Source organism: Exiguobacterium sp. s48, assembly GCF_018617395.1.
Classification (GTDB): domain Bacteria; phylum Bacillota; class Bacilli; order Exiguobacteriales; family Exiguobacteriaceae; genus Exiguobacterium.
Window position 1 is genome coordinate 71,546 of record NZ_JACSKC010000002.1, and the last position, 26,423, is coordinate 97,968.

A 26,423-nucleotide genomic window follows, 5' to 3' on the forward strand; every position below is an offset into this window, starting at 1 on the left:
GACGTCGAAACAGACGAAGTTGTAGGATGATTCCCGTCACTAATGGAAAAGGTTTTTGGAGGAATACATGATTAAATTATTAGCTGACTCAACGTGTGATCTATCAGATGAAGTGCTCGAACAGTACAACATCGGGATTGCACCGTTGATCATTACCATGAACAACATGTCTTACCAGGACCGGGTGGATATCCAGCCGGATGATTTTTACGGAATGTTGGAAGCGCTACCGGAGTTTCCGACGACAGCAATGCCGAGTCCGGCAACGTTCTTACGATTGATGGAAGATGCGGTCGCAGCTGGTCATGAGAAGATTCTTTGTATTTGCATGTCGAGTGGGACAAGTGGGTCGTATCAATCAGCGGTTATCGGAAAAGAGTACTTTGAAGAGGCGCATCCTGACTCAAACGTGAAGATTCATGTCGTCGACTCTCGTTCGATGAGCCACGGTAGCGGTTGGTTACTACTGAAGAGTGCGCAGATGCGTGAAGCCGGTGCATCGTTTGAGGAGCTCGTTGATTTTAACGAGACGTATAAGACAAAAGTGAAGCATTTCTTGTCCGTAGATGACTTGGACCATTTGATTAAAAGTGGACGAATCTCAAATACGAGCGCTATCATCGGAAAGTTACTCATGGTGAAGCCAATCATGAGTATGAAAAATGGAAAAGGTGCCATCGTTGGAAAAGAACGTGGTACGCGTAAAGTGCTCAAACACTATACCGACGAGTTCGCCAAACGAATCAATCCGGACATCACGAACTTTGCCATCATTGGGTATACTTCGGATCAGCGGATTGCTGAAAATTTGAAAGCAAAAATTGAAACCGAAACAAATTTCACAGGCGATATTCATCTCATGCAGATGGGGGTCTCCGTTGGGACACACGTCGGTCTCGGTGCCATCTCGATGTTCTTCGTGGAGAAATAACAAAAGCCGTCTCATCGCGAGACGGCTTTTTTGTTTGGCCAAATATGCTCGATGACTGGCGTGCTGTCGTTAAAATCTAGACGATAGACGTCCGGGTTACACATCATACGCCACGTCTCGAAGTCATATCGTGGGTCGAGATGTTGTAATAGAAGTGCTAGCAAGTTGCCGTGCGTCACAAGTAGAGTGGAAGCCTGTTGTGAAATGGCGCTCTCGACCACTTGTAGGATACGATGTGTTGCCTCTTCAGCAGATTCGGCACCAGGTAGTTTGAATGTCAGGTCGCTGAACGACTGATGTAATGGGGTTAGCCAGTCTTCGAGTGGTTCATGAGACAGGATGCGTTCTCTCAGTAACGGTTCACGTTCGATTGAAAGGTGATGAGCATCGGCAAGTGGTGTGACTGAAGCAATCGCACGAGTGTAATCGCTTGAGATGATTCGGTCGATTGTGAGTTCAGAAAAGAAGTCGCGAAGCAGTAAGGACTGGGTGTGACCGGCTTCCGTAAGTGGGGCGTCAGCTTCTTGGCCAGCGGCAGAGCAATGGCGAATCAAATAGAGTGTAGGCATGTGGACTCTCCTTTTCAAGATGTCTAGTTACCAACAAGATAAGCGTGTCATCGAGTCATTATGACTGGTGATGTATGTGATATCCCCGAATCCATGCAAAGCAGCATTTTCATAGAGGGAGTTGAGCATCTGTGGGTCTTTACAATACATGGTGACGTCTTGACTGTCGGTCACCAGTAGAGCGAATTCACACGTACTTTGTAAAAAGTCTTCATACGTTACGATTTCCGAGGACATATCAGATTGAAACGCTTTGATATCGACAAAAATCAAGTAGTGTTCATGTTGTGTGAGCAATTCAGCGAATTGATGACCATCGATTATTGTCGAATCTGGAAACAACAAACGATTAAGTTCCCCATTTTCTACGATGTAAGACTCTTCATCTACCACGCTCCATCGATACTGTTCAATAGGGATTGTATTCAATATTTCTTGCAAAAAATGACCGTATCGATTAGGTATTGTAAAACGTACGCCGCGTCTCAAAAGAAAACCTCCTACGTTTCAAAGAATCATTACACGTTCATAAAAAGTTTCAGCACAAAAAATCATACATAACCCTTATCATTCATCACAAAAGAGTTATAATCGGTATAACGATTATAAAATATATGATTGAGGAATGGGGATTCTTCGGTTGTATGACAAAAAATTCAGGGGATAAGGATGGGGTTTTCATGAGCAGTACGCAAACGAGAACAGACGTCATTTTGATTGGGGCAGGAATTATGAGCGCAACGCTCGGTTCACTCTTTAAAGAGCTCGTACCGGAGTGGAACATCAAAGTGTTCGAAAAGCTCGATGCAGCAGGGGAAGAAAGTTCAAACGAATGGAATAACGCAGGTACGGGACATGCCGCACTTTGCGAATTAAACTATACAACAGAGAACGCAGATGGGACGATCGACATCTCCAAAGCAGTCAACGTCAACGAGCAGTTCCAAATCTCACGCCAGTTTTGGGCGCATCTCGTCAAGCAAGGATTGATTGAAAATCCAGGTGCCTTTATTCGTTCGATTCCACATATGAGCATGGTCCAAGGGGAGAAGAACGTCGACTTCTTGAAACGTCGTTTGGAAGCGCTCACAACGAATCCGTTGTTTGAAGGGATGGTCTTATCAGACGATCCGAGTCAGCTACGGGAATGGTTCCCCCTCATCATGGACGGACGGACATCGGACGAACCGATTGCCGCGACGAAAATTGATTCAGGGACGGACGTTAACTTTGGTGCGTTGACACGGATGTTGTTTGACCATCTCACGTCGAACGGAGTTGAGGTCAACTACGGCCATAGCGTCGAGGACGTGAAACGTCTCGACAACGGTCTTTGGGAAGTGAAAGTGAAAGACTTGTCTGCGAACAAGATTGAAACGCACACGGCACCGTTCCTCTTCATCGGAGGTGGTGGTGGAAGTTTACCACTCTTACAAAAGACAGGGATTCCAGAGTCGAAACAAATCGGTGGATTCCCAGTCAGCGGGCTCTTCCTCGTTTGTAAAAATCGTGAGGTCATCGAGCAACATCATGCGAAGGTCTACGGGAAGGCGAAAGTGGGGGCACCACCAATGTCGGTACCGCACCTCGACACACGCTTTATTGATGGGCGCAAAGAGTTGTTGTTTGGACCGTTCGCCGGCTTCACGCCGAAATTCTTAAAAACAGGATCGAACTTGGATTTGATTCGTTCGGTCAAACCAAACAACGTCATCACGATGCTTGCCGCAGGGGCGAAAGAGATGCCACTTACGAAGTATTTGATCGAGCAGGTACTCTTATCACACGACAAACGGATGGACGAACTCCGTGAATTCATCCCGAACGCCAAAAACGAAGATTGGGAGATTGTCGTGGCGGGGCAACGTGTGCAGGTCATCAAAGATACACCGCAAGGAAAAGGAACGCTTCAATTTGGAACGGAAGTCGTCAGTGCCGAAGATGGTTCGGTTGCGGCACTTCTCGGTGCTTCTCCAGGCGCATCGACGGCCGTGCACGTCATGTTGAAAGTGCTCGAGCAGTGTTTCCCGCAACACTTACCGGAGTGGGAAGCGAAAATCAAAGAGATGGTACCGTCATATGGCTTGAAGTTGTCGGAACATCCAGATTTGTTCAAGACGATTCGCGAATCGACTGCGGTCACGCTCGGTTTAGAGGAAAAGGACATGGTCCACAATTAATAGATTCAAGACGAGTATACAATCGTATGCTCGTTTTTTCAGTACCTAGCGTAATCTATATATCGATTGGGTAAATAGTAAATACTAAAAACATTACAACTGAGGAGGGATTGGAATGAAACTTACAAAAATTCAAATCACGACGATTGTATTGTTTATTGCGTGGGGCGTTTGGGAGTTTTTTGTTTATGACTGGGCAAAGACCGAAGAAGGGCCTATTATTCGCGCAGATTTAGTATTCATTTTACCGATACTTGCGATCATGTTAATTCTTTCAATTGTACAATTGATAAGACGTAAAAAGAGCGTTTGAAGAACAACACCGTTCCATCGGAGCAAGACGAATAGTCTTGGTATAGATGGAACGGTGTTGTTTATATAATGATTTCTAAATGACCTTATACCATCTTAAGAAACGTCTTGGCCTGCTGTTCGAGTGTAGCGGCTGAATCCGCCAGTTTTTCGAACTCGCGGACCGTCTGCTCGAGCTGTCCGGAGCTATCTTTGACTTTATGGGAGATTCGTCCGATGCTTGTCGACACGTCATCGATGCGTTTGACGATGCCTTCGATGTTGTTATTCACCTCGGTGATGGAAAGCGAAACTTTGTTCGAAAGGTTACGGACCTCTGTCGCAACCACATTGAAGCCACGTCCATGCTCACCTGCACGTGCCGCCTCGATTGCGGCATTGAGTGCGAGGAGATTGGTTTGAGCAGCGATTTCGCGAATCGTTCGGACAATATCCGTGATTGTCTTCGCCTCTTGTTGGAGCGCTTTTAAGTGCTCTAGGTTTTGAGTCGACTCTTGCTCGATTAGTTTGACGTTCTCGAGGACGTGTTCTCCGTCTTGTTTCCCGATTTGGGACTGAGCGGATAAATATTCAGACGTCTCTTGAAGGTCATTCGCCATGTGGAGTACGTCTTGTTGCCGTGACGTGATATCGGCCGCAATCTTTGAGACGCCGATGACGTTCTGGTTGGCGTCATCGAAGATCGGCATGTAGGTCGCTTCTAGCCAGACACTATGACCATCGGCGGCACGTCGTTCAATCTTGTCGTGATAACTCAATCCTTGCATGAGCTTACGCCAAAACAGGTCGTATTGGGGGCTGTTTGCAAACTCGGGCAAGCAAAGATCACGATGGGGGCGTCCCATTAGTTCATGAACTTCATACCCCATCGTTCTGGCAAAAATCTCATTGACGTAAGCGACGCGACGATTCTCATCAAAACGAATGATTGCTAGATTGTTTTCGATTGCCCGAACGACGTGCGTGTCGGTGACATGGGTCGTACTAGAGTGCAGTTGCATCCTAACATCCTCCCTATATCAGTTGGTGTATTTGTTTTAGGATACATGAAAAATGTCAAAAAAAGTATATTATTGTGACAGAACAAAAAAGACCACTTCCACTGGAAGAGGTCAAGGTGTGAGTGTCGCCATGCTTTCATGTAAGTACTCGCCAATCGTGCGCTCGATTTCGCTCTCTGAACGCTCGAGAGCAAGGGAGAGCTCTTTCACCAAAATCGTTTTGGCATTCTCTAAAATTTTACGATCTTGTTCGTACAGCTTTTTGTTCGCTTGAAGTGCCTCGATGTGTCGACGGCTCAATGTATTCACGACTTGGGCAATCTCGTGACGGTTTCCTGAATGGACGACATTTAAAAATTCACGATTGCGATTGTTCGAATGCGGATTCCATTCAACGCCAGGCGAGCGGAACGACTCTAAAATCTCTGATGCCTCGTCTGCTTCTAGTAACGTCAACATCATCACGTTGTCATTATCAACTGGGATGCTGATTTGTAACTTTTGTGAGTTGTTGATGGGGTGAAGCGTATAGTACGATTTCGTTTCTCCTGCGACCGTTTTGTCCGAAATGTCGTCAATCCGACATACGCCATGGGTCGAGTAGATGATTAAGTCTCCAGCTTTAAACAAGTCGATCACCTCTTCCTTATCTATAAGCATAGTCATTCAGAAGATGAAATGTCAACTCGGTTGACGTTTAAAGGAAGATGTGCATACAAAAATCGTGACAAGTTTAACTCGTCACGATTACAGGTTCCAATCCAAGCGCAGAATGGTTTTCAGTTGTTCGAACGCCTCTCGACCTAGACTATCTTGGATCCGTTGCTCGAGTTGTGCTTTAAGTGTCTCGTTTTGTTCATAACAAGTGTGACCGAACGAGGTCAACTCGATACATTTGTCCTTTCGATTTTGCGGGTGGTCCGTCACGAGGACGAGCGCTTTACTCTCAAGGTTCTTGATCAGCTTATGAATCGCTTGGCGAGAGATGTGGACATTGCGCGTGACCTCGGCAATCGTCGTCTTTGATTGATAAAGTGTCGCGAGAATATACCATTCCGAGTTCGAGAGTTGGATATCACTTTGTTCATTCCAAGATTGTTCACTCATGCGTCGAACTTGATCATTTCGCTCTGACAATAAATCAAGTAGACGGGTTGACGTTGATGGAGTCAAATCAAGTCACTCCTCTTTCATTTCCGGCTTTTAGACGTTCCTAACTATACAAAAGCAACTATACCCCGTCAACGCCAATCTAGAACAAAACGGGGCATAAGGCCCCGTTTTGATTAGCAGTCTTTATTTTTGAAGTCGATGACCATACGTCCTTGAATTTTCCCTTGCTCCATCTCTTCGAACACGTCTTGCACCTCGTGAAGACAGCGTTTATGAACGACCGGCACGACGAGTCCTTCTGCCCCGAACTGGAAGGCTTCTTCTAAGTCTCTCCGTGTTCCGACGAGTGAGCCGACCACTTCGATTCCATCGAGGACGAGACGAGGGATGTTCAAATCCATCGTTTCAGAAGGTAGACCGACCGCGACCACTTTCCCACAAGCGCGGACTGCATTGACTGCCGAATTGAAGGCGACTTTTGAGACGGCCGTGACGACAGCGGCGTGGCCCCCACCGAACTTCTCTTGTACGATGTCAGCTGCATCTCCTTCAGTCGATGGGTTGATCGTCAAATCAGCACCACTCTCTTTTGCGAGTTCGAGCTTATCATCGTTCAAATCCACGGCGATGACGTGTGCGTTGAAGACGTGTTTCGCATATTGGATGGCTAGGTTGCCGAGTCCACCGCAACCGTAGATGACGACCGTCTCCCCAGGTTTCACGTCTGCGACTTTGATGGCTTTATACGTCGTGACGCCGGCACATGTGATGCTCGAAGCTTGCGCAGGGTCCAATCCATCAGGTACTTTGACCGCATAGTCGGCGACGACGATACTTTGTTCGGCCATACCGCCGTCCACGCTATATCCGGCATTTTGAACGTTTCGGCAGAACGTCTCCCGTCCCGTCGTACAATATTCACAGCGACCACATGCATGATACATCCAGGCGATACTGACGCGGTCTCCAATTTTTAGACTTTTGACATCGTCCGCGATTTTTGACACAATCCCGATCCCTTCATGACCAAGCACGCGTCCTTGCACATCCCCGAAGTCACCGGCCGCGACGTGAAGGTCTGTGTGACAAACGCCACAGTACTCGACATCGACGAGCGCCTCACCTGCTTGTAATGGACGTAGTTCCTTTTCAACGACTTCGATGTTGGCTTTGCTTGCTGAATTGACAACGACTGCTTTCATGTCTGAACACACTCCTTGTGAGAATTTAGCGAACCTGATGGAAAATCATTTCTCAATCACATCGTCAGAATAGCACAAAAAATGGAATGAAAGCGCTTTATTCTTGAATAGCGTTTGTCTGAAACATGAACTTTTCTCACACAAAGATTTAGGGAAATAGAGATAGAGAAAGTAGACGACAGGAGTGTTGTTTATATGACACGAACAGCATTATTTCACACATATAAATCAAAGATTTTGCAGCTATCAAATTTAGAAGAAGAAATGTTGAAAAGTGAAGACTTTCTGTTAGACCGTGATGAAAAGAAACAACTCGACATCTATTATGCACCGTTCGAATACATCAATCCAAAGGCAAAAGTCGTCATCGCGGGAATCACGCCAGGTTTATATCAGATGCGTCAGTCGTTCGAGGCAATCCGTGACTTGAAGGATGCAACGGACGAAGAGGCGCTTCGAGCCGTCAAACAACGTGGCAGTTTTTCCGGTCCGATTCGAAAGAACTTAGTGACGATGCTAGACGATTTGGAGTTACATCATCATTTGGGAATCGAATCATCCCTCGATTTGTTTGGGTCAGCGAACCATCTCGTTCAAAACACGGCGGTCCTCCCTTATCCCGTCTTCTATAAAGGCAAGAACTATAACGGATCGAGCCCGGATATGATTCGAACAGAGCTGTTTCGACCGTACGTAGAAGGAATCTTCGCAGAAGAGATGGCCCATCTTCAAGATGCACTCATCCTACCGATGGGCGTGAACGTAAGGCGAGCCGTGGAGTTATTGGTTGAGCGAGGTCTTTTGGATCAAGATCGCGTAGTGAGTGGGTTTCCACATCCGTCTGGTGGGAACGGTCATCGCCATCACATCTTTGCCGAAAATCGAGACGCCATGAAACGACACATAGCCGAACATTTTAAACGACATCCACTCTGAACCGCAGTGCGGTTCTTTTCATGTGAGCACATGAACTGACATCGACTCTTTACTTCGCTAAAATGATAAACGGTTGACTCACTCACGAGATGTAGAAAGGATGTCTGCCATGATCACATTGTCGTCCGTCCATAAGCGGTATGGACAAGAAATGGCCGTCCGCGATGTATCGCTTCATATTCGAAAAGGTGAGATTTACGGCATCATCGGCGCGAGCGGTGCCGGGAAGTCGACGCTTCTTCGATTGATGAATTTGTTGGAGAAACCGGATGCCGGGAGCGTCACAGTCGATGGCGACCAGTTGACCGAACTCTCTAACAGGGAACTACGCAAGAAGCGACATCGGATCGGTATGATTTTTCAACAATTTAATCTTGTTGCAAACAAGACCGTCTTTGATAACGTCCTCGATTCACTGAAACTTGCCAAGCGGCCGAAAGCATCATGGGAGACGCGCGTGATGGAATGTCTCCGGTTCGTTGGACTCGAAGTGTATCGCGATAAATATCCTTCCCAGTTGAGTGGGGGACAGAAGCAACGTGTCGCCATCGCTCGGGCACTCGCAAGTGAACCGAGCGTACTCCTATGCGATGAACCGACCTCTTCTCTCGACCCGAATACGACAGCGGAAGTGCTGCGTGTCCTTCAGTCAGTCAATGAAAAACTCGGCGTCACCGTTGTGCTCGTCACACATGAGATGGATGTCATTCGTCAAATCTGTCATCGTGTCACCGTCATGGCAGACGGTACCGTTCATGAGACGATTGAACGGGAGCCGACAGGGGTGGTCGCCATCGATCAGAACCCAAGTTGGTTCGTCGAACAGTTGCGAGAGGAAGGTGAATCGAATGCCTGACATCTTGGTGCGCTATCAATCAGAGATTTGGCAATCCATCGCCGAAACGTTCATTATGGTCGGGGTATCGATTCTCGCCGCAATTCTAGTCGGATTGCCGTTAGGCACGTGGCTTTACCTTTCGCGTAAAGGACAATTGTTAGAGAACCAAATCGTCTTCTCCGTCCTCAACCTGGTCGTGAACATCGTGCGGTCTTTCCCATTCTTGTTACTCGTCGTGTTTTTGATTCCATTTACACGACTTATTATCGGGACCGCCATCGGAACGGCAGCAGCGACGGTGCCACTTTCCATCATTGCCATCGCACATTATGCACGCCTTGTCGAACAGTCGTTGATTGATGTCCCACGCGGGGTCATTGAAGCGGCACTCTCGATGGGCGCATCGGTGAAAGATATCATCTTTAAGTTTCTATATGTGGAAGCCCGATCTGGCCTCGTCCTTGGCTTGACCACATCCATCATCAGCTTTATCTCGTACTCGACGATCATGGGGGTCGTCGGGGGAGGTGGCATCGGTGACTTTGCCATCCGTTATGGGTATCAGCAGTTCCAGACCGAACTCATGCTCTATATGATTCTCATCATGCTCGTCTTCGTGCAATTGATCCAGTTCACGGGCACGACCGTGGCACGAATCATCGACAAACGCTAAACAGAAAGTAGGAAATGAATATGAAAAAATTGATGGCACTTCTTGCCTCACTCACACTCGTCCTCGCCGCATGCGGGAACGACACAGAAACACAAACAGAACAAGCGAACGAACCACAGACGTTGAAAGTCGCGTCACTCATCCCACCGATGACAGATATGCTTGATATCGCGAAAGAACAGCTCGCGGAAGACAATATCGAACTCGAAATTGTCGTCCTCGGAGACAACGTCCAACCGAACTCGGCACTTGCGGCAAAAGAAGTCGATGCGAACTTCTTCCAACACGTCCCGTACATGGAAGAGTTCAACCGCAGCAATGATGCGAATCTCGTTCCCATCGAACCGATTTATTTCGCAAACTACGGCGTATACGCGAAAAACTATGACAATATGGAAGACCTCCCGGAAGGCGCGACAATCGCCATCGCCAACGATGTATCGAACATCGACCGTTCGCTCTCCCTTCTCGCACAACATGATGTGATCGAGCTCGGAGAGAAAGAAGGCACGTACTATACACAAGCTGATATCACATCGAACCCGAAAAACTTCAAGTTTGAAGAAGTCGACTTGTTGATGCTCGCTCGTGCATACGATGATGTTGATGCGGTCTTGATGACACCGGCTTACGCGGCACCACTCGGTTTGACACCGAAGAGTGACGCTCTCTTAACAGAAGGTGTCGAGAACGACTTCGCCATCACGCTTGTCGCACGTGAAGACAACCAGGATGACGAAGCGATCCAAAAACTCGGCGAAGCGCTCACAAGTGATGAAGTCCGTGCGTTCTTAGAAGAAAACTATGAAGAAACAGCCATTCCGGCGTTTTAATTAATTCCGTAGTCAACGTAAGATATCTTGTTCAAACGAAGCAATGACTTGTTGCACCACGCGTAGATAGTCTTGGTCAGATTGAGCTGACTCGTAAAAGAACCAAATACCGTCTTCATCTGAAGAATGACTGCCCAGCCTTCGTCGTGCGTCGACGTCGATATCATGGGCGGTCATTTTTTGTGGGCTAATTTGTTCTCCCCAATATGTTTGAAAGCCACTGGGCGGAGCTTGAGCCAATTCGACGATGAACGAGCCACCATGCCGATTGAATTGAAAGGTGACTAAATCAATTCGGTCAGATTGCATGCGCCGAAAGTGAGGAAACGATCCTTGGAATTGATGTGACCGCAAATAAGGAACGACTTCCCGTTTCAAGAAGGCAATCATGTCTTTTCGTTGTTGGGATAGCATGAGAATCTCCTTTAAGTAGTTTAGTTAGAATATATACAAAAATCGGATTGAGCGCATGCTCAACCCGATTTAATTAATACTCTTCGTATTCTCTCGGGTCTTGGTCATCGATGCGACCATCCGGTTTCGTCAACGCATTGAGCGTCTCCATCTCTGCCTCGGTCAATTCGAAGTTGAAGACGTCGAGGTTCTCTTTTTGGTGTAACTCATTAGACGAGCGGGCGAGCGGGATGACCCCAAGTTGCACGTGCCAACGTAAGATGACTTGAGAGACGCTCTTTCCTTTTTGTTTCGCGAGCTCTGTGATCTTCTCGTCATGGATAACCGTGCGGGCGCGACTGAGCGGGCTCCACGCTTCTGTGATGATGCCGCGTTCTTTGTCGGCTTGCCGCTGTTCGACTTGCGAGAAGTACGGGTGTAACTCGATTTGGTTGATGACCGGTGTTTCTCCCGTCTCTTCAATCAAGCGGTCAAGGTGCTCCGGCATGAAGTTCGATACCCCGATGGAGCGAATCCATCCATTTTTCTTCGCTTGAATCAAGGCACGCCATGCCTCGACGTACTTGTCTTGTTTCGGGTTTGGCCAATGCAAGAGGAACAAATCCCAATAGTCGAGATTCGCCCGATATAGGGACTCTCGAATCATCTCGAGTGCTTGGTCGTAGTCGTAATATTGCGCGCGTAATTTTGATGTTAAGAAAAGCTGTTCGCGCGGGATGCCAGATTGACGAACCGCTTCACCGACCGCACCTTCATTGTCGTAGCGAATCGCCGAATCGATGAGCCGATACCCGTTTCGGATGGCGCACGTAATGGCGTCGACCCCTGCTTCACCTTTTAAATAAACTGTTCCGAGTCCGATGGCCGGAATCTCATAACCGTCATGTAGCTTGATTGTTGGAATACCCATCAAATGCCTCCCCATTCAAAATCCGTTCTCTAGTCGGGTATTCCACTTTCCTCGGAAATGAAACGTTTGAATGTGAGGTCAACGTCGAAACGCTTTGATCAACCCTTCAGCCAAATCGAGGATACACACGACGATTACCGTGAACAGAATACTCCACACAGCCCATTGGCTGATTGTTTCGATGTCGATTGTAGTTTGTTCAGCGATCAATGAGAGGACATTAGAAGAAAGTAAATCGGGTTGCAGTAAAATGAGCGCCGTGACGGCAATCCATACGATATTGAAGAGGGTATTCCACAAGGCGAGCGGCTTTGTCCAGTGTCGAACGATCCATTTGTAAATAGCGATGGCGATGCCAAAGGCGGCCAAGGCGATGACAAACGGGAAAAATCGATCCAAGACCGACGAATTGAACAGCGGATAGGATTCGCCATTAATGACGACACGAATCATCTGCTCGGCGTTGACGTACAAGACGACCAGGAGAACGGTGGCGACCAAGTCAAACAAGATCGAACCAAAAGAAATCGAGGTCGAACGTGGCTTTACTTTCTTGAGTTGTTCAGGTTTCCAACTCGAGAAGGGTACTTCACCCTCAGGTACGGCACGCTCAATGATGAAGAACGTGAGGGTGATCCAGAATAGCGTTTGAACGACGACATTGAAGATGGCCGCCCCAGTTTGAAGGAATGCTTGAATCAAGAATTGACTCCAAGACGTGTCGTCGATGGGATTGGTCAAATAACCGATGATGGAGAGAATGGTGACAACCGTGACGGCAATTGGTAAGACGATCTTGATGATGTTCACATACTGTGTGAAGAGGGCAGGACCAATGAGATAGAGTGGCCGGTTCGCATAGCGAGCAGCGAGGATATGAGGGTCGCCGAGTTGGCGCAATGCTTCAAATAAAGCCGCTTCAGACGGGTCATTTCCAGTCATGTCATCAATGGTCGATTCCAATTCGAGTGCGACGTCTTGCCGCATCGACTCTGGGATTCGAGAGGTGACTTCATCGATATACACATCACGAAGATTCATGATCATTTCCTCCTTCAATTAGACGGGTCAATGTTTTCGACATGTTCATCCATTCCACGTACAACTCATTCAAAATATCCATTCCGTCTGGGCTGAGCACATAGTACTTGCGAGGTCGACTCTCCGTCGTGTCCCAGGAACTCGTGACGAGTCCTTGTTTTTCAAGTCGACGCAAGAGTGGGTAAAGCGTACTCTGGTCAATGTTGATGTCGGCATCAAGTAGCGCTTGAACGAGAGAATAGCCGTATTGGGGTGTCTTCAACTGGCTGAGCACCGCAATCGTCAATGTACCGCGCCGCAACTCCGTCACCAACGAGGCTTTTACATCGGACATTTTTTCGCCTCCTTCATTCGTTTATCTTTATACTGTATATCATACACTATAAGTTATCATACATCAATGTGAATAAAAGTATTGAGTCATTTCCTGGTTTTGGGATAATAAAGAGGAGGTGATGTTGATGAAGTGGTGGTGGATGGTTGGCGGTGTGGTGATTGCCAGTTTATTGACGATCAATGCGCAGTGGTATGGGAATGCGGCGACGTTTGGGGTACCGATTGGCTGGATCATCATGTTGCTAGTCTTGGCACAGTTTCGAAAGCCGACATCGACTCTTTGGGCGGTGTCGGTCGGAGTGATGAGTGTTGGGGTGGCGATTTTGCTCTCGATTCCAAGCTACTCGTTAGCTGAGGCAGAAGAGACGTTGAGCAAAACGTACAAGGACGTGACGTACATGGAGAGCGTTCCGACGACCGGGGGAGAGTGGAATCCATTTACTCCTCGAGTGGGCTATCGGTTTGAAACGGAGAGCGGAGACTCGATTTTATTCATCCCGGACTCGGGGAAGACGTTTGAACTGTAAAAAAAGACTCGCTCTCATGATAGAGGGCGAGTCTTTGTGTTAGTTGCGGATCATGTAGTCGAAGGCGCCGAGTGCGGCTGTCGCACCAGAACCCATCGAGATGATGATTTGTTTGTAGGCGCTGTTCGTGCAGTCTCCTGCTGCGAACACACCTGGGACGTTCGTCGCGCCATGACGGTCGACGACGATTTCCCCGAAGTTGTTGCGTTCGACCAAGTCGAGCCAGTCCGTGTTCGGGACGAGACCGATTTGGACGAAGACGCCTTCCAATTCGACGTGATGTGACTCGTTCGTTTCACGAGACACATAGGAGATCCCGTTCACTTTGTCCGTACCCGTGATTTCTGTCGTCTGAGCGTTCGTGATGACAGTCACATTCGGGAGGCTGTGGAGACGGTCTTGTAGCACTTGGTCGGCCTTGAGTTCAGGAGCGAACTCGAGGACCGTTACGTGCTTGACAATCCCTGCGAGGTCGATGGCCGCTTCAATCCCGGAGTTACCGCCACCGATGACCGCGACACGTTTCCCTTCGAAGAGAGGACCGTCACAGTGCGGGCAGTAAGCGACCCCTTTGTTTTTGAACTCCGCCTCACCTGGGACGTTGACGTTACGCCAGCGTGCACCGGTCGAGAGGATGACACTCTTACTCTTCAAGACAGCGCCGTTCTCGAGTTCGATCTCGACGAGGTCCTTTTTCTCAAGACGTTTTGCGCGTTGAAGGTTCATGACGTCGATTCCGTACTCTTTGACGTGCTCTTCTAGACTTGCGACGAGCTTTGGACCTTCTGTATAAGCGGTACCGATGAAGTTCTCGATCCCCATCGTGTCCATCACTTGGCCACCGAAGCGCTCTGCGATGATTCCGGTACGGATTCCTTTACGAGCCGCGTATACAGCTGCACTCGCACCAGCTGGACCGCCACCGACGACGAGCACGTCGTATGGATCTTTATCCGAGAATGCAGAGGCGTCAGGACCTGTACCGAGTTTCGCTAAGATCTCTTCGAGTGACATCCGACCGTTACCGAACGATTCTCCGTTCAAGAAGACCGTCGGGACAGCCATGATTTCTTTTGCTTCCACTTCATCCTTGAACGCGGCTCCATCGATCATCGTGTGCGCGATGTTCGGATTGAGGACGCTCATGACGTTTAGCGCTTGCACGACGTCAGGACAGTTGTGGCAGCTGAGACTGATGTATGACTCGAAGTGATACGTGCCTTCGATGTTTTGAATCTGTTTGATTGTGTCCGCATCGACTTTCGGTGCGCGCCCACTCACTTGGAGGAGGGCGAGGACGAGTGATGTGAACTCGTGTCCGAGTGGAATCCCTGCGAAGACGATTCCTGTCTCTTCAGATGGACGATTCACGCTGAAGCTCGGCGTACGCTCGAGTGTCGCGCGTTCGACCGAGATACGTGATGACATGCTGGCGAGTTCGTTGACGAGCTCGAGCATCTCATTTGAGACTTTGTCTTCCCCAGCGCTCACACGGAGGACGACATCGCCCTCCATGAGCTGGAGATATTGGTCGAGCTGTTGTTTAATCGCTGCTTCTAACATGCAATCGCTCCTTACAATTTACCGACGAGGTCAAGGCTTGGGCGGAGTGTTTCAGAACCCTCTTCCCATTTCGCTGGGCAGACTTCGCCTGGGTTGTTGCGTACGTATTGTGCTGCTTTGACTTTATTGACGAGCGTGCTCGCGTCACGGCCGATGCCGCCAGCGTTGATCTCGACAGTTTGGATGACACCGTCTGGGTCGATGATGAACGTACCACGGTCTGCGAGGCCGTCTTCTTCGTTCAAGACGTCGAAGTTGCGTGAGATGACGTGTGATGGGTCACCGATCATGATGTACTCGATTTTTCCGATTTTCTCAGATGTTTCGTGCCAAGCTTTATGTGTGAAGTGTGTGTCTGTAGAGACAGAGTATACTTCTACACCGAGGTTTTTAAGTGTAGCGTACTCGTTTTGAAGGTCTTCAAGTTCAGTTGGGCAGACAAATGTGAAGTCAGCTGGGTAGAAGCAGACAACGCTCCATTTGCCTTTGAGGTCGTTCTCTGTAACTTCGAGGAATTCACCTGTTTGGAATGCTTGTGCTTTGAATGGTAGTACTTCTTTGCCGATTAATGACATGGGTTATGTCCTCCTTGTTTTTTACTCTAGCGTTTCTATCTCGACTAGAATAATTATAATGTAATACTAACTTCATATAACGAGCTGGAATTGTCAAGGCGTTTGCATGCTTTGAAATGTGCTGAAATAACTCATGATTATTTATGAATAGCTTAATATCAACAAAGAAAACGATTACAATAATGATGTATTTTCTTTCTTTAAGTAGTATCTTTACAAAATATTAAATGAATCACAAACTTGATTGAAAGATGGAGAGTGTATCGTTATTCTCGTCTTTCTGTTCGTGATTATCATTTACAGACGGGGGATTTATTATGAATTATCGAGTCCATTCCCACCGATTCGGTGAGACGATATTGAAGAACGATGAAGAGTTCAAGGAGATTTGGAAAGAGATTCATGACATCATTCAGTCGATTAGTGACGATGACATCATCAAAGTATTTAATGAAAAATACGCAAAAAAGAACAAAAGTCTATCAAAGGCTTTGAATGAACTGTTCAGACTGGAATTTTTGAGAAGAGGATGGATGAGCGAGAGTCCGATTTTTCAGGACCGTGACTATTCAGAGAATGTGTGGCGTCTTGATTTCGCTAAAGACAATATCTCACTCGAGGTCGGATTTAACCATTCGGGTACGATCGCTTGGAACTTATTGAAACCGGTCATCGCAAGCGAACTGAATCACGTCGAAAAGGCGATTCAAACACGGATTGGGGTCATCATCTGTGCGACCCAGCGTTTGCAGAGAGCCGGCAACTTCGATGGAGCCATTGGGACGTATGAGAAATATGTGCACCATTTGAAGCCGCTGAACACGCAACTCACCGTACCGATTGTCATTATCGGACTTGAAGCACCGGATACATTCAAAATCGTTGAATATTTAAATGAAAAAGGCGAAAAAAGAGGCCGCGTAGAGGAATTCTACGCGAACCTACTTATCGATGACACGACCGAGACCTATGATGAACCGATGTTCGATGAAGATTTAGACTGATGTACTTTTGACCTCAGCCACTTCGTATGTGTCGGTTTTGTTTGGCCATATCAACGAAATGAGTGATGGTATAGATGACATGATCGAAGTCCTCATTGACCTGGTGTTCCCAAAATCGAAGGATGACCCAACCTTCCTCTACATAATGTCGTGTGACATCGGCATCACGCTCGATGTTGCGTCCAATCTTTTGTCGCCAAAAATCTGAATTCGTCTTCGGCAATTTGAAGTGGAGAGGACAGCCGTGCCAATAGCAAGAATCCAAAAATACGACGACGCGTAATCCCGGGAACGAGATGTCGGGCGTCCCGTAAAGTTTGCGATTGTTCTTGCGGTACCGATATCCGGCCGCCCACAGCGCTTTTCTGACTTTGACTTCCATCTTCGTATCTTTCCCGCGGTTTCCGCTCATCGTCTTGAACACGGCTGGGCTCGATGCTTTCGGTACGTTTCTGGCCATACCTCTCACCTCCCTCTACTAGGAAGATTCCACTGTAGAGGGAGAAGTACTCATGTTAAGCGTCTAGAATCTGCTGAATGTAGTTTCGATCTAACCAAAACGCCTGCTTTGTGATCCATTGTCCATCGGGGAGGCGGACTTTGTCATCTCCATCCGCACCTTTTGAACGTACATGTGCGACTCGGTTGAATTTCGGCCCGGGCAGGTTATTCTTTACTCTATTTTTCATAGGTATCAGCTCAACCCCTTCTCTGACAATCTTTCGAGCCTCGGACCACATCTCATATAGTTCGCCATCGATTGTCTCGAGTGGCATGTTCCAGAGTCGAATGCCTACAAAGCGAGGGATTCGCTTTTTCTTCGGGACGTATTCTTCGTCATATTGAAATTCTAAGAAAAGATATTTCTGTTCTGCGAATGTGTCATATAGGTCTGAATCTTCCCAGTCGCTTTGGCATAGGTTTTCAAAATCGACCTTGCCGAACGACATATGTTCGCGAATCTTTCCGTCAGGTTCGCGTGCGACCGTTTTGAACTTGATGTTTGCCTTCGCAAATTCTTCGATACCGGAAAGGTCTGTCTTTTGCACTCCTAACAGTTTGGCCATGACGTGAGGAATCATCGCCTTGTTTCTAGGGTTGTATGGAACTTTCGTTTCTTCACATAAATCAATCAGTGTCTTGCCATAGTGTGGTGAGAGTCGGGTTTCGAGAAGTTCCTCGATAGACATTTCGTTTAACTCACCGTGGTTCGCGATGGATTCTAGTAGTTCCGGTGTTAAATATTTACGAACCAATCCGGACATATAGGATGCTTTCAAAGAGAAAGCACGCGGTTTGGCGGGTTCATCTGAGAAGGGTTGAGTACGCACAATCGAACCGTTCGCCCCTTTTGTACAGGCGGACAGATACATCGTATCTGCCTCCGAAATGAGATGAGCCTCTCCATTCTTGATTTTGGTAACGATTGTTTCCCAGTCTTGTCGCATCACGGCTAAATCTTCCTCCGAAAATTCGTTTAAGAATGCCTTATAGATACGATAGTCGTCTATTGGGATCTCGGGCTCATATTGATAGAGCATGATGAGCATACTTGTGGCTTTCGATAAAAAGCTTGAAGTTTCAAACGAGTATCGATGCTCGCTATGGTAATCAATCATATTTAAGACGAGTCGTTCTTTCGAAGAATATGTACCATTTTTGTTTTTCTTGAAAGGGGTGACCTTTAACTCGATGCCAAGTTCCTCAAAGTCTGGTCGGGCATCTGAATTGATTGGGTATCCGAAGTGGCTCTCTTCAATAATGTGACCGAGTGATCCCTTGGAGCGAACATTTTTAATCCGTCCGGTCGTGTCAATCTCGCCGAATGTCTTGCCCTCAGCCTCTCTTGCCTTATCCATCAGTTCTTGAATCGTTTCGTAACGCAATCGAATACCTCCTATAAATTTACATATGTAAGATGAGTATAACGTAGTTGTTGATCCCATTCACCTTTTCTGTTAAACTAATTTCATCGAGCTAGTTCGGTTGTGATAGGACCTAAAATAGCGTAAATTTAAGATAGAAAATACGAAAGGGTGTTCCCATTGATTAAAGTAGTTGAATTATTTGCCGGTGTAGGAGGTTTCCGCATCGCGCTTGAAGGAATCAAAGATGTGAATGCCGAGCCTACATCTGACAAATTCGATGTGGTTTGGGGCAATCAGTGGGAGCCGGCGACGAAGGTGCAACCGGCCTTTGATTGCTATGCTGAACGTTTCAAAGGGCGTGGCCAACACGTAAATGAGGATATCGCGCTGTCATGGATGGAAGCAGGACCACACCATTTACTCGTGGGGGGCTTCCCATGCCAAGACTACAGTGTGTCGCGTAGCTTAAAGAACGAGCAAGGGATTCAAGGGAAGAAGGGTGTCTTGTTCTGGGAAATCATGAACATCATCGAGCAGGAAAAGCCGCCTTACGTCTTACTCGAGAATGTCGATCGCCTCATGAAGTCACCTGCGAAACAAAGAGGGCGTGACTTCAGCGTCATGCTTCGTGCGTTTGCCGATCAAGGATATACGGTCGAGTGGAGAGTCATCAATGCGGCAGACTATGGATTTGCCCAACGCCGCCGCCGTATCTTCATCTTTGCGACGCGAGCGGATTTGAAGCATTCGACCCGAGCGGGGAAAGCAAATCCTGAGCAGTGGTTGTTGAAAGACGGATTCTTTGCACCGACTTTCCCGGTCATGGAGATGACGAGCGAGAAGCATCCAGGTTCGACGTTCGAGTTGCCGAAAGACATCGTCGAAATATCGGACACTTTCTCTGCGACTTATCGAAATGCGGGTGTCATGACGGGGGATCAAGTGACGACGCTTGAGACGCTCCCGGTTCGCGAGACACCTAAGACGCTCGGCCAAGTCGTTCAAGAGGTCTATGAGCAGTTTGGTCCTGCTCCGGAACACTATTATCTGGATACAGAGAAGGTTAAAAAATCTGGACGTACGGAAAAAGAGGAATTGGCTTACATGAAGGGGCCGAAAAAAATCGAACGTACTTCTGCGAGCGGTCACGTCTATGTCTATGCTGAAGGAGGCATGTCCTATCCGGATTCGTTAGACCTTCCAGGTAGAACGATGTTGACAAGCGAAGGAACGTGCAACCGTTCAAGCCATGTCATCGAAGATCCGCATACGAAAAAATTGCGCTATCTCCGTCCAGAGGAATGTGAAGGATTGAATGGCTTCCCATACGGATGGACCGCGACCATGACAGACCGCAAGCGATACTTCACGATGGGGAATGCTCTCGTCGTCGGGTTGATTGAGCGGATGGGTCATCGAATTGCGGAGATTCATGAGCAAGAGGATGAAAAGAGCTTGTTGCATGAAGTGAAGCAGATGCAGCTGTTGGGAACATATAATAACTTTAAATAATTAAAATGCCCTCATCTGAATGATATTTTCATTCAGATGAGGGCATTTGCTATTCAAAGTCACTCCGCCATCAACGCACACACCGCATTCGAATACGCTACCGGATCTTCAATCGGTAACCCTTCAATGAGGAGGGCTTGTTGATACAAGAGGTCTGTATATTGTTTCGCTTTCGCTTCATCTTCTTTATACACACGTTGAAGTGTCTGGAAGATGGCGTGGTCGGCATTCACTTCGAGCACTTTCTCCGCTTTCATGCCGCCGCCGTTTGGCATCGCGTTCAAAATCTTCTCCATCTCAATCGAGACGTCACCTGCGACCGTCAAGCAAACCGGATGCGACTTGAGACGTGTCGAGGCACGCACTTCTTTGACGCGGTCTCCGAGCTCTTCTTTCATGAAGGCGAACAAATCTTGGTTGTCTTCGTTGAGCGATTTCGCTTCCGCGTCATCGAGACCGAGGTCACCGCTCGCAATCGATTTGAACTCTTTGTCCTCATATGACTGAAGCATCTTGATCGCGAACTCGTCGATCTCTTCTGTGAAGTAGAGGATTTCGTATCCTTCTTCTTTCAAACGTTCTGCTTGTGGCAAGAGATCGATGCGATGAATCGATTCGCCTGTCGCATAGTAAATATACTTCTGATCTTCTTTCATCCGCTCGACGTACTCTTTGAGCGAGACGAGTTTCTTCTCATGGGAAGAATGGAACAGAATCAAGTCTTTCAATTCGTCTTTGGCTGCGCCGAACTGGTCGTACACGCCGAACTTCAATTGGCGACCGAACGACTCGTAGAACTTCTCGTAGTCTTCGCGCTCGTTTTGGAGCATCTTCTCGAGCATGCCTTTGATTTTCGACTTCACGTTCTTCGCAATCACACGAAGCTGGCGGTCCTGCTGCAACATTTCACGGGAAATGTTGAGAGAGAGGTCTTCTGAGTCGACCATCCCTTTAACAAAGCCGAAGTAGTCTGGCAAGAGGTCGGGTGACTTCTCCATGATCAACACGCCGTTCGAGTAGAGCTCGAGCCCTTTCTCAAATTCTTTCGTGTAGTAATCGAATGGAACCGTTGACGGGATATAGAGGATTGATTGATAACGAATCGTCCCGTCGACGTTCAAGTGAAGGTGCTTGAGTGGCTCATCAAAGCCGTAGCGTTTCTCATGATAGAACGCCTTATAATCCTCGTCGGTCAGTTCGCTCTTCCGCTTCCGCCAAATCGGCACCATGCTGTTGACGGTCTCTTCTTCCTTGTAGTCCTCATACTCTTCTGAATCCTCTTTTTGACGATGCTTCGTCACATCGAGTTTGATTGGGTAACGGATGAAGTCCGAATGTTTCTTGATGAGTGAGCGAATCTCGTATTCTTCAAGGAATGACGAATACGCATCATCTTCTGTGTCTGCTTTCAAGTGGAGCGTGATTTCTGTACCGATGTCCACTTTGTCTGTCGGTTCGATTGAATAACCGTCTGTACCTTCTGACTCCCATACGTATCCTTGTTCACTGTCAATCGAGCGAGTCCGCACGGTCACGCGGTCAGCAACCATGAACGCGGAATAGAACCCGACCCCGAATTGGCCGATGAGGCTATGGTCTTCTTCCATCTTCGTCGCCTGTTTCATGGCGAGTGAACCGCTCTTGGCGATGATTCCGAGGTTTGTTTCGAGTTCTTCTTCTGTCATCCCGATCCCTGTATCGCGAATCGTGATTGTCCGCGCTTCTTTGTCGAGTTCAATTTTGATAAAGTAATCGTCTTTGTTGAATTCGATGCTCTCGTCGGAGAGGGCACGATAATACATCTTGTCGATGGCATCACTCGCGTTCGAGATGAGCTCACGCAGGAAGATGTCCTTATGTGTATAAATTGAGTGGACCATCAACTCTAAAATTCGTTTCGATTCCGTTTGAAACTGTTTCTTTGTCATGATCGTTCTCCTTTTGATGTCTGTATTTTGGCACTCTAATATAAAGAGTGCTAACACTATTGATTATCCTAATTTTTAGGAAGATGTCAACCGGGATTGAAGAAAAGATTGACGAAGACGTAGGTTTCGCATATAGTTGAGTACATGCGATGAGCTGGTCTATGTAAGACGGCGGACATTCCCTTGAGGAGCACGTTGTGGAGCGTGGTCCGTCGCGGTAGACTTTCGAGAGCACCTCTAGTGAGAGGTGCTCATTTTTTATGTATACAACTAGCCTCCCTTCAAGCGAAGGGAGGCTTTTCTTATGCTCGAATGGACGTGAGGAGTATCTCTCGTCGTGAGACCGACTATGTCGCATCACTTCGACCAGAATAAAAAACAAGCCTAGACGCGCGTCTAGGCTTGTTTTAGTACCATTCTTTCGGTTCGTAATTCAATTCGCGGAACAGCTGCTCACGCTCTTTTTTCGAAAGGTCGCGCCATTGTCCAGGCGGGAGTTTCCCGAGCGTGATGTTCATGACACGCACACGTTGGAGACGGAACACTTCGTAGCCGAGCGCCTCACACATCCGACGGATTTGACGGTTGAGTCCTTGCGTGAGCGTGATGTTGAAATCGAACTTTGAAAGTGGACGGACTTTACACGGTAGCGTCTTCTGTCCGAGGATTTTGACGCCAGCTTCCATCTGTTCGACGAACTCCGGTGTGATCGGCTTATCGACCGAGACGATGTATTCTTTCTCATGCTCGCCTTCTGCACGAAGGATCTCGTTGACGATATCGCCGTCGTTCGTCATGAGGATGAGACCTTCCGAGTCTTTATCGAGACGACCGATGTTGAAGATACGGAGCGGGTGGTTGACCATGTCGACCAAGTTCCCTTTTACTTTCTTCTCTGTCGTACTCGTGATCCCGACCGGCTTATGGACGGCGATGTAGACGTTGTTTCGTGCGACCCGAGCGACTGAACCGTTGACGAGGACTTCATCACCCGGTTTGACTTGGTCGCCGATTTTTGCTTTTTTCCCGTTGATGGTGACGCGTCCCTCTTCGACGAGACGGTCGGCTTGGCGACGGGACGCCTTGCCTGATTCACTGATGAATTTATTGATGCGCATGTGTACACGTCCTTTGTTTGGCTTCGTCCTCTCACTATAACGCATTTTATGAACTCTCGAAAGCGGGAAACGAACTGGAGAGGAGGGATGACATGGAGGGAGTACGACTGTTACAAGACGCGATCCGATTTCAGCAGGAACTGTGTGATACACCGTTCGGGAAAGAACTGATTCCGGAGGCGTCGCCTGTCCTTTGGTACGGTCGACCTGGTCCGAATCAATGGCTGACCATCGGGACGAATCCGTCTCGCGGCGAGTTTTTACATCGTGACGGGACACCGAGAACGGGGCAAACCCAAAAGTTCTATTGGCGGGAAACGCTCTCGATTGAAGATTACCTTGAAAATGAAGAGGCGCTGCAACAAACGCTCGAACGGGCATCGGCCTATTTCGAGTCGGGTCGCGCGACGACGAGCTGGTTCGGGAAACCCGGTGGCGCCAAACTCGAGGCGCTCCTTAACGGGATGGGGCGTTCGTTCTATGATCACCCGGTCGCTGTCATTCACGTCGATTTTTTCAAGTTTGCGACGTATGAACAGATGGGGAAGATGAGGACGGGGCGCGACTGGATGGAACACCCGACCTCAATCGAATTATTGAAACGGACGATTGCGTATATCCATCCGAGCCGTATCATCGTACTCGGGCGCGACAATTGTCGTGCCTTTAGCGGTTTTTCAAAAATCGGAAGACTGTCTGCATATCCTGCCATCACCTATGAAATCGGACGTCATGATTCGGGTATCCCGATGATCGGGCTCCATATGAAGCCGTCAGAAGTGTTCGTCGGTCTCGGGAATGGCCGTGATTCAAACGGGTTACATTACGGGTCATACGCGAAACGCAAGCACCTGTTAAAAATCGGGCAAGCGATTGAAACGATTATGGACGATTGGCTGGCGGATGGACACGCGTGATGCTACCCCAAAAGTTGAATTCGTTGAAGTCGATGTAGCGCACGTCTTTCGAACGGTTGTCGAGCACGGCCAACAAGATGACGTCAGGAAACCCTCGTTTTTCAAACTGCAAGTAGCCGACTCCCGTGACAGAATGATTTTTATAGAAGCCGTTCGCCATGTTCAACACAAATGGGCGGCCAGCTTTCAGCTCACGCTCAAACGTCGTCCATTTCCATAGATAGCGTGAACTGCCTCGACCGTCATACCCGTATCGTTTCCACAGTTTCGTGATGATGGTGGCGATTTGAGTCGGTGGTGTCCCTTTCTCGTCTTTGAAATGATGCATGAAGGCGATCTCGCGCACATCTTCTTGAATCTGTGTCACATCATCTGGGATGTTCGTATACCCATGATCTCGATAGAAACGGAAGATGGCGGTGATTGACGTCAACGTACAGTTGTTCTTCCCGTTCTCGAACTGACGTTGGAGCAAGACGGGCACGCCTTCAATCTGTACAGCGCGCTTTAATGTCCAGCGTCCGTGATAACGATCGTTCACATAAGCTTCCGGGTCGATGATCCCGGCATAGCCGTTGTTCGCGACCTCGAGTTGTCCTGCAAATGGGTGCTCCATCTTGGTCTCCCTCCTTTTCTTTTAGTATACAAAGGACGCCCCATCTCATAAAAGAGAAAGGGCGTCGTTTTCGTTAAAAGACAAGATGCGCGATTCCGACGATGATCGGAAGGGTGATGAAGGTTCGTAACAAGAAAATCAAGACGAGGTCGAGGAATGAGATTGGCAGTTTTGAACCGAGCAACAAGCCCCCGACTTCTGACATATAGATGAGCTGGGTAACGGACAACGTGGCGATGACAAAACGCGTCAACTCGCTCTCGATACCGCTTCCGAGTACGGCCGGCAAGAACATATCGGCGAAACCGACGACCATCGTCTGAGCGGCTTCCGATGCCTCAGGCACTTGAAGGAGCATCAAGATTGGCTCGAACGGTTTCCCGAGAATGGTGAAGAACGACGTATATTCTGCGATGACGACCGCAATCGTCCCGACGGCCATGACGACAGGAAGAACGCCGATCCACATATCGAGCACGTTCTTGAAGCCGTCCTTGAGTGTCTCTAAAAAACTTTTACTCGAACGTGACTTTTGTAGCGCCTGAATTAACGCCCACTTACCGAGTGACACGTTCGCCGGCACCTCTTCTTCCGGTTTGAGTTCGGTCTTCTCATAAGCCGTATCTGCCTTTCTGGACAATGGATAAATCCGTGGCATGATGAGCGCTGCGGCCAAGCCGGAGAGGACGATGGCGCCGTAGTACGGCAAGAAGTATTGGTCGAGTTTTACATACTGTAAGACGACGATGGTGAAGGTGATGGAGACGACGGAGAATGTCGTCGCAATGATCGACGCTTCCCGTTTCGTGTAATAGCCTTCCTCGTACTGTTTTGTCGTCAGTAGGATCCCAATCGTCGCATCTCCGACCCATGAAGCGAGCGAGTCAAGTGAGGCGCGCCCTGGCAAGCGGAAGAGCGGACGCATGATCTTCATCAAGAACGTCCCGACGAACTCGAGAAGTCCGAAGTTCAATAAGAGCGGTAACAACATACCGGCAAAGAAGAATGTCGCGAATAAGATTGGAATCAAGTTAAAGAGCAATAAGCCCCCTGTAAATTCTGACGTAATCATTTCTGGTCCGAGTGTGAGTAGCGTCATGACCCCGGCAATGAAACCGATCACGCGCATGACGAACCAAAACGGTGTCACGCTAAACAGTGCGTTGATGGATGAGCGCTCCATCATAAAAGCAGGACGTGCCGTAAAGAGTAATAATGAGCCGACAATCGAAATCCCCATCATGATGACGGCGAGTGTCGGGACGTAATCCCCAATCCAGTCAATCAATAGATTGGATAAGAAGGCGACCGGAATCGTAAAGCCTTCTTCTGATGAGATGGGCACGATGAAAAACATGATCCCGATGAGTGATGGAATCAAGAACTTGAAAAAGTCTCGACTCGAAAAAGAAGGTTTCTTTCCGTCTGGTGTTGATGAACCATTCATGATGCATTCCCCATTTCCCCGAAGTGTTTGTGCTGTCTATGTATCCCCATTACACATCC

29 protein-coding genes are annotated in these 26,423 nt (G+C 48.1%); 11 read left to right on the top strand and 18 right to left on the bottom strand.

Annotated elements, in window-relative coordinates; genetic code table 11:
* Positions 1-67: 67 nt before the first annotated feature.
* Positions 68-931, top strand: a complete 864-nt coding sequence (locus KNO66_RS10730; RefSeq protein WP_214742474.1) for a DegV family protein — start codon at positions 68-70, stop codon at positions 929-931.
* An 11-nt stretch (positions 932-942) separates the two neighbouring features.
* Here the strand turns inward: KNO66_RS10730 and KNO66_RS10735 are convergent, their stop codons facing one another.
* Positions 943-1,500, bottom strand: coding sequence for a histidine phosphatase family protein (locus tag KNO66_RS10735; protein WP_214742475.1), 558 nt, complete (start codon positions 1,498-1,500; stop codon positions 943-945).
* 27 nt (positions 1,501-1,527) lie between these two features.
* Positions 1,528-1,989, bottom strand: coding sequence for a DUF2691 family protein (locus KNO66_RS10740; RefSeq protein ID WP_214742476.1), 462 nt, complete (start codon positions 1,987-1,989; stop codon positions 1,528-1,530).
* A gap of 191 nt (positions 1,990-2,180) precedes the next feature.
* Here KNO66_RS10740 and KNO66_RS10745 point away from each other — a divergent pair, with 191 nt between their 5' ends.
* Positions 2,181-3,680: a malate:quinone oxidoreductase gene (locus KNO66_RS10745; RefSeq protein WP_214742477.1), complete on the top strand. Its 1,500-nt coding sequence runs from the start codon at positions 2,181-2,183 to the stop codon at positions 3,678-3,680.
* 115 nt (positions 3,681-3,795) lie between these two features.
* Complete coding sequence (locus KNO66_RS10750) at positions 3,796-3,993, top strand: hypothetical protein (protein ID WP_214742478.1); 198 nt, start codon at positions 3,796-3,798, stop codon at positions 3,991-3,993.
* Between the two features lie 85 nt (positions 3,994-4,078).
* Here the strand turns inward: KNO66_RS10750 and KNO66_RS10755 are convergent, their stop codons facing one another.
* From KNO66_RS10755 to adhP, 4 genes are all read right to left on the bottom strand, one after another.
* Complete coding sequence (locus tag KNO66_RS10755) at positions 4,079-4,993, bottom strand: methyl-accepting chemotaxis protein (protein ID WP_214742479.1); 915 nt, start codon at positions 4,991-4,993, stop codon at positions 4,079-4,081.
* Between the two features lie 111 nt (positions 4,994-5,104).
* Positions 5,105-5,653, bottom strand: a complete 549-nt coding sequence (locus KNO66_RS10760) for a CarD family transcriptional regulator (protein ID WP_251128129.1) — start codon at positions 5,651-5,653, stop codon at positions 5,105-5,107.
* Positions 5,654-5,740: 87 nt separating this feature from the next.
* Complete coding sequence (locus tag KNO66_RS10765; protein WP_214742480.1) at positions 5,741-6,166, bottom strand: MarR family winged helix-turn-helix transcriptional regulator; 426 nt, start codon at positions 6,164-6,166, stop codon at positions 5,741-5,743.
* Between the two features lie 113 nt (positions 6,167-6,279).
* Positions 6,280-7,308 carry an alcohol dehydrogenase AdhP gene (gene adhP, locus KNO66_RS10770; protein WP_214742481.1) on the bottom strand — a complete coding sequence of 343 codons (1,029 nt, stop codon included), beginning with the start codon at positions 7,306-7,308 and terminating at the stop codon, positions 6,280-6,282.
* Positions 7,309-7,503: 195 nt separating this feature from the next.
* Between adhP and KNO66_RS10775 the strand changes: the two genes are divergently transcribed.
* The 4 genes from KNO66_RS10775 (at position 7,504) to KNO66_RS10790 (ending at position 10,588) form a co-directional block, all read left to right on the top strand.
* Positions 7,504-8,244: a hypothetical protein gene (locus KNO66_RS10775; RefSeq protein ID WP_214742482.1), complete on the top strand. Its 741-nt coding sequence runs from the start codon at positions 7,504-7,506 to the stop codon at positions 8,242-8,244.
* Between the two features lie 109 nt (positions 8,245-8,353).
* Entirely contained in the window at positions 8,354-9,100 is a 747-nt protein-coding gene (locus tag KNO66_RS10780; RefSeq protein WP_214742483.1) for a methionine ABC transporter ATP-binding protein, read from the top strand.
* The gene (locus KNO66_RS10785) at positions 9,093-9,755 is read left to right on the top strand and encodes a methionine ABC transporter permease (RefSeq protein ID WP_031424175.1); all 663 of its coding nucleotides are present in this window, start codon (positions 9,093-9,095) and stop codon (positions 9,753-9,755) included. The genes KNO66_RS10780 and KNO66_RS10785 overlap by 8 nt, the downstream gene beginning before the upstream one ends.
* A gap of 20 nt (positions 9,756-9,775) precedes the next feature.
* Entirely contained in the window at positions 9,776-10,588 is an 813-nt protein-coding gene (locus KNO66_RS10790; protein ID WP_214742484.1) for a MetQ/NlpA family ABC transporter substrate-binding protein, read from the top strand.
* A gap of 12 nt (positions 10,589-10,600) precedes the next feature.
* Here KNO66_RS10790 and KNO66_RS10795 read toward each other — a convergent pair whose 3' ends face one another.
* The 4 genes from KNO66_RS10795 to KNO66_RS10810 form a co-directional block, all read right to left on the bottom strand.
* On the bottom strand, positions 10,601-11,002 hold the full coding sequence (locus tag KNO66_RS10795; protein ID WP_214742485.1) for a DUF4304 domain-containing protein: 402 nt from the start codon (positions 11,000-11,002) through the stop codon (positions 10,601-10,603).
* Between the two features lie 73 nt (positions 11,003-11,075).
* Positions 11,076-11,912: an aldo/keto reductase gene (locus KNO66_RS10800; RefSeq protein WP_214742486.1), complete on the bottom strand. Its 837-nt coding sequence runs from the start codon at positions 11,910-11,912 to the stop codon at positions 11,076-11,078.
* Between the two features lie 78 nt (positions 11,913-11,990).
* A complete protein-coding gene (locus KNO66_RS10805; protein WP_214742487.1) occupies positions 11,991-12,953 on the bottom strand; it encodes an HAAS signaling domain-containing protein in 963 nt (320 codons plus the stop codon).
* Positions 12,940-13,287, bottom strand: coding sequence for a PadR family transcriptional regulator (locus KNO66_RS10810; RefSeq protein ID WP_015880292.1), 348 nt, complete (start codon positions 13,285-13,287; stop codon positions 12,940-12,942). Before KNO66_RS10810 ends, KNO66_RS10805 begins: the two co-directional genes overlap by 14 nt.
* Before the next feature lie 127 nt (positions 13,288-13,414).
* Here KNO66_RS10810 and KNO66_RS10815 point away from each other — a divergent pair, with 127 nt between their 5' ends.
* Positions 13,415-13,816, top strand: coding sequence for a hypothetical protein (locus KNO66_RS10815; RefSeq protein ID WP_214742488.1), 402 nt, complete (start codon positions 13,415-13,417; stop codon positions 13,814-13,816).
* Between the two features lie 39 nt (positions 13,817-13,855).
* Here KNO66_RS10815 and ahpF read toward each other — a convergent pair whose 3' ends face one another.
* A complete protein-coding gene (ahpF, locus tag KNO66_RS10820) occupies positions 13,856-15,379 on the bottom strand; it encodes an alkyl hydroperoxide reductase subunit F (protein WP_214742489.1) in 1,524 nt (507 codons plus the stop codon).
* Between the two features lie 11 nt (positions 15,380-15,390).
* A complete protein-coding gene (gene ahpC / locus KNO66_RS10825) occupies positions 15,391-15,954 on the bottom strand; it encodes an alkyl hydroperoxide reductase subunit C (protein WP_015880295.1) in 564 nt (187 codons plus the stop codon).
* A gap of 317 nt (positions 15,955-16,271) precedes the next feature.
* Here ahpC and KNO66_RS10830 point away from each other — a divergent pair, with 317 nt between their 5' ends.
* Positions 16,272-16,958, top strand: coding sequence for a BglII/BstYI family type II restriction endonuclease (locus KNO66_RS10830; protein WP_214742490.1), 687 nt, complete (start codon positions 16,272-16,274; stop codon positions 16,956-16,958).
* A gap of 13 nt (positions 16,959-16,971) precedes the next feature.
* Here the strand turns inward: KNO66_RS10830 and KNO66_RS10835 are convergent, their stop codons facing one another.
* On the bottom strand, positions 16,972-17,418 hold the full coding sequence (locus KNO66_RS10835) for a very short patch repair endonuclease (RefSeq protein ID WP_214742491.1): 447 nt from the start codon (positions 17,416-17,418) through the stop codon (positions 16,972-16,974).
* 55 nt (positions 17,419-17,473) lie between these two features.
* Positions 17,474-18,844: a Sau3AI family type II restriction endonuclease gene (locus KNO66_RS10840; RefSeq protein ID WP_214742492.1), complete on the bottom strand. Its 1,371-nt coding sequence runs from the start codon at positions 18,842-18,844 to the stop codon at positions 17,474-17,476.
* 159 nt (positions 18,845-19,003) lie between these two features.
* Here KNO66_RS10840 and dcm point away from each other — a divergent pair, with 159 nt between their 5' ends.
* Entirely contained in the window at positions 19,004-20,338 is a 1,335-nt protein-coding gene (gene dcm / locus KNO66_RS10845; RefSeq protein ID WP_214742493.1) for a DNA (cytosine-5-)-methyltransferase, read from the top strand.
* A 59-nt stretch (positions 20,339-20,397) separates the two neighbouring features.
* On the opposite strand, the gene htpG is transcribed toward dcm, so the two are convergent.
* The gene (htpG, locus tag KNO66_RS10850) at positions 20,398-22,266 is read right to left on the bottom strand and encodes a molecular chaperone HtpG (RefSeq protein WP_214742494.1); all 1,869 of its coding nucleotides are present in this window, start codon (positions 22,264-22,266) and stop codon (positions 20,398-20,400) included.
* 407 nt (positions 22,267-22,673) lie between these two features.
* The gene (gene rluF / locus KNO66_RS10855; protein WP_015880301.1) at positions 22,674-23,384 is read right to left on the bottom strand and encodes a 23S rRNA pseudouridine(2604) synthase RluF; all 711 of its coding nucleotides are present in this window, start codon (positions 23,382-23,384) and stop codon (positions 22,674-22,676) included.
* A gap of 92 nt (positions 23,385-23,476) precedes the next feature.
* Between rluF and KNO66_RS10860 the strand changes: the two genes are divergently transcribed.
* Positions 23,477-24,301, top strand: a complete 825-nt coding sequence (locus KNO66_RS10860; protein ID WP_214742495.1) for a hypothetical protein — start codon at positions 23,477-23,479, stop codon at positions 24,299-24,301.
* On the opposite strand, the gene KNO66_RS10865 is transcribed toward KNO66_RS10860, so the two are convergent.
* Complete coding sequence (locus KNO66_RS10865) at positions 24,267-24,917, bottom strand: C39 family peptidase (protein ID WP_214742496.1); 651 nt, start codon at positions 24,915-24,917, stop codon at positions 24,267-24,269. The genes KNO66_RS10860 and KNO66_RS10865 overlap by 35 nt on opposite strands.
* Before the next feature lie 73 nt (positions 24,918-24,990).
* Positions 24,991-26,364, bottom strand: a complete 1,374-nt coding sequence (locus KNO66_RS10870) for a YjiH family protein (protein WP_214742497.1) — start codon at positions 26,362-26,364, stop codon at positions 24,991-24,993.
* Positions 26,365-26,423 lie beyond the last annotated feature (59 nt).

What these genes read in the sequence shown, in the direction of transcription:
- KNO66_RS10730 (WP_214742474.1), top strand. Translation starts at nt 68, where the DNA reads ATGATTAAATTATTAGCTGACTCAACGTGTGATCTATCAGATGAAGTG.
- KNO66_RS10735 (WP_214742475.1), bottom strand. Translation starts at nt 1,500, where the DNA reads ATGCCTACACTCTATTTGATTCGCCATTGCTCTGCCGCTGGCCAAGAA.
- KNO66_RS10745 (WP_214742477.1), top strand. Translation starts at nt 2,181, where the DNA reads ATGAGCAGTACGCAAACGAGAACAGACGTCATTTTGATTGGGGCAGGA.
- KNO66_RS10750 (WP_214742478.1), top strand. Translation starts at nt 3,796, where the DNA reads ATGAAACTTACAAAAATTCAAATCACGACGATTGTATTGTTTATTGCG.
- KNO66_RS10755 (WP_214742479.1), bottom strand. Translation starts at nt 4,993, where the DNA reads ATGCAACTGCACTCTAGTACGACCCATGTCACCGACACGCACGTCGTT.
- KNO66_RS10760 (WP_251128129.1), bottom strand. Translation starts at nt 5,653, where the DNA reads ATGCTTATAGATAAGGAAGAGGTGATCGACTTGTTTAAAGCTGGAGAC.
- adhP (WP_214742481.1), bottom strand. Translation starts at nt 7,308, where the DNA reads ATGAAAGCAGTCGTTGTCAATTCAGCAAGCAAAGCCAACATCGAAGTC.
- KNO66_RS10775 (WP_214742482.1), top strand. Translation starts at nt 7,504, where the DNA reads ATGACACGAACAGCATTATTTCACACATATAAATCAAAGATTTTGCAG.
- KNO66_RS10780 (WP_214742483.1), top strand. Translation starts at nt 8,354, where the DNA reads ATGATCACATTGTCGTCCGTCCATAAGCGGTATGGACAAGAAATGGCC.
- KNO66_RS10785 (WP_031424175.1), top strand. Translation starts at nt 9,093, where the DNA reads ATGCCTGACATCTTGGTGCGCTATCAATCAGAGATTTGGCAATCCATC.
- KNO66_RS10790 (WP_214742484.1), top strand. Translation starts at nt 9,776, where the DNA reads ATGAAAAAATTGATGGCACTTCTTGCCTCACTCACACTCGTCCTCGCC.
- KNO66_RS10795 (WP_214742485.1), bottom strand. Translation starts at nt 11,002, where the DNA reads ATGCTATCCCAACAACGAAAAGACATGATTGCCTTCTTGAAACGGGAA.
- KNO66_RS10800 (WP_214742486.1), bottom strand. Translation starts at nt 11,912, where the DNA reads ATGGGTATTCCAACAATCAAGCTACATGACGGTTATGAGATTCCGGCC.
- KNO66_RS10805 (WP_214742487.1), bottom strand. Translation starts at nt 12,953, where the DNA reads ATGAATCTTCGTGATGTGTATATCGATGAAGTCACCTCTCGAATCCCA.
- KNO66_RS10810 (WP_015880292.1), bottom strand. Translation starts at nt 13,287, where the DNA reads ATGTCCGATGTAAAAGCCTCGTTGGTGACGGAGTTGCGGCGCGGTACA.
- KNO66_RS10815 (WP_214742488.1), top strand. Translation starts at nt 13,415, where the DNA reads ATGAAGTGGTGGTGGATGGTTGGCGGTGTGGTGATTGCCAGTTTATTG.
- ahpF (WP_214742489.1), bottom strand. Translation starts at nt 15,379, where the DNA reads ATGTTAGAAGCAGCGATTAAACAACAGCTCGACCAATATCTCCAGCTC.
- ahpC (WP_015880295.1), bottom strand. Translation starts at nt 15,954, where the DNA reads ATGTCATTAATCGGCAAAGAAGTACTACCATTCAAAGCACAAGCATTC.
- KNO66_RS10830 (WP_214742490.1), top strand. Translation starts at nt 16,272, where the DNA reads ATGAATTATCGAGTCCATTCCCACCGATTCGGTGAGACGATATTGAAG.
- KNO66_RS10835 (WP_214742491.1), bottom strand. Translation starts at nt 17,418, where the DNA reads ATGGCCAGAAACGTACCGAAAGCATCGAGCCCAGCCGTGTTCAAGACG.
- htpG (WP_214742494.1), bottom strand. Translation starts at nt 22,266, where the DNA reads ATGACAAAGAAACAGTTTCAAACGGAATCGAAACGAATTTTAGAGTTG.
- rluF (WP_015880301.1), bottom strand. Translation starts at nt 23,384, where the DNA reads ATGCGCATCAATAAATTCATCAGTGAATCAGGCAAGGCGTCCCGTCGC.
- KNO66_RS10860 (WP_214742495.1), top strand. Translation starts at nt 23,477, where the DNA reads ATGGAGGGAGTACGACTGTTACAAGACGCGATCCGATTTCAGCAGGAA.
- KNO66_RS10865 (WP_214742496.1), bottom strand. Translation starts at nt 24,917, where the DNA reads ATGGAGCACCCATTTGCAGGACAACTCGAGGTCGCGAACAACGGCTAT.
- KNO66_RS10870 (WP_214742497.1), bottom strand. Translation starts at nt 26,364, where the DNA reads ATGAATGGTTCATCAACACCAGACGGAAAGAAACCTTCTTTTTCGAGT.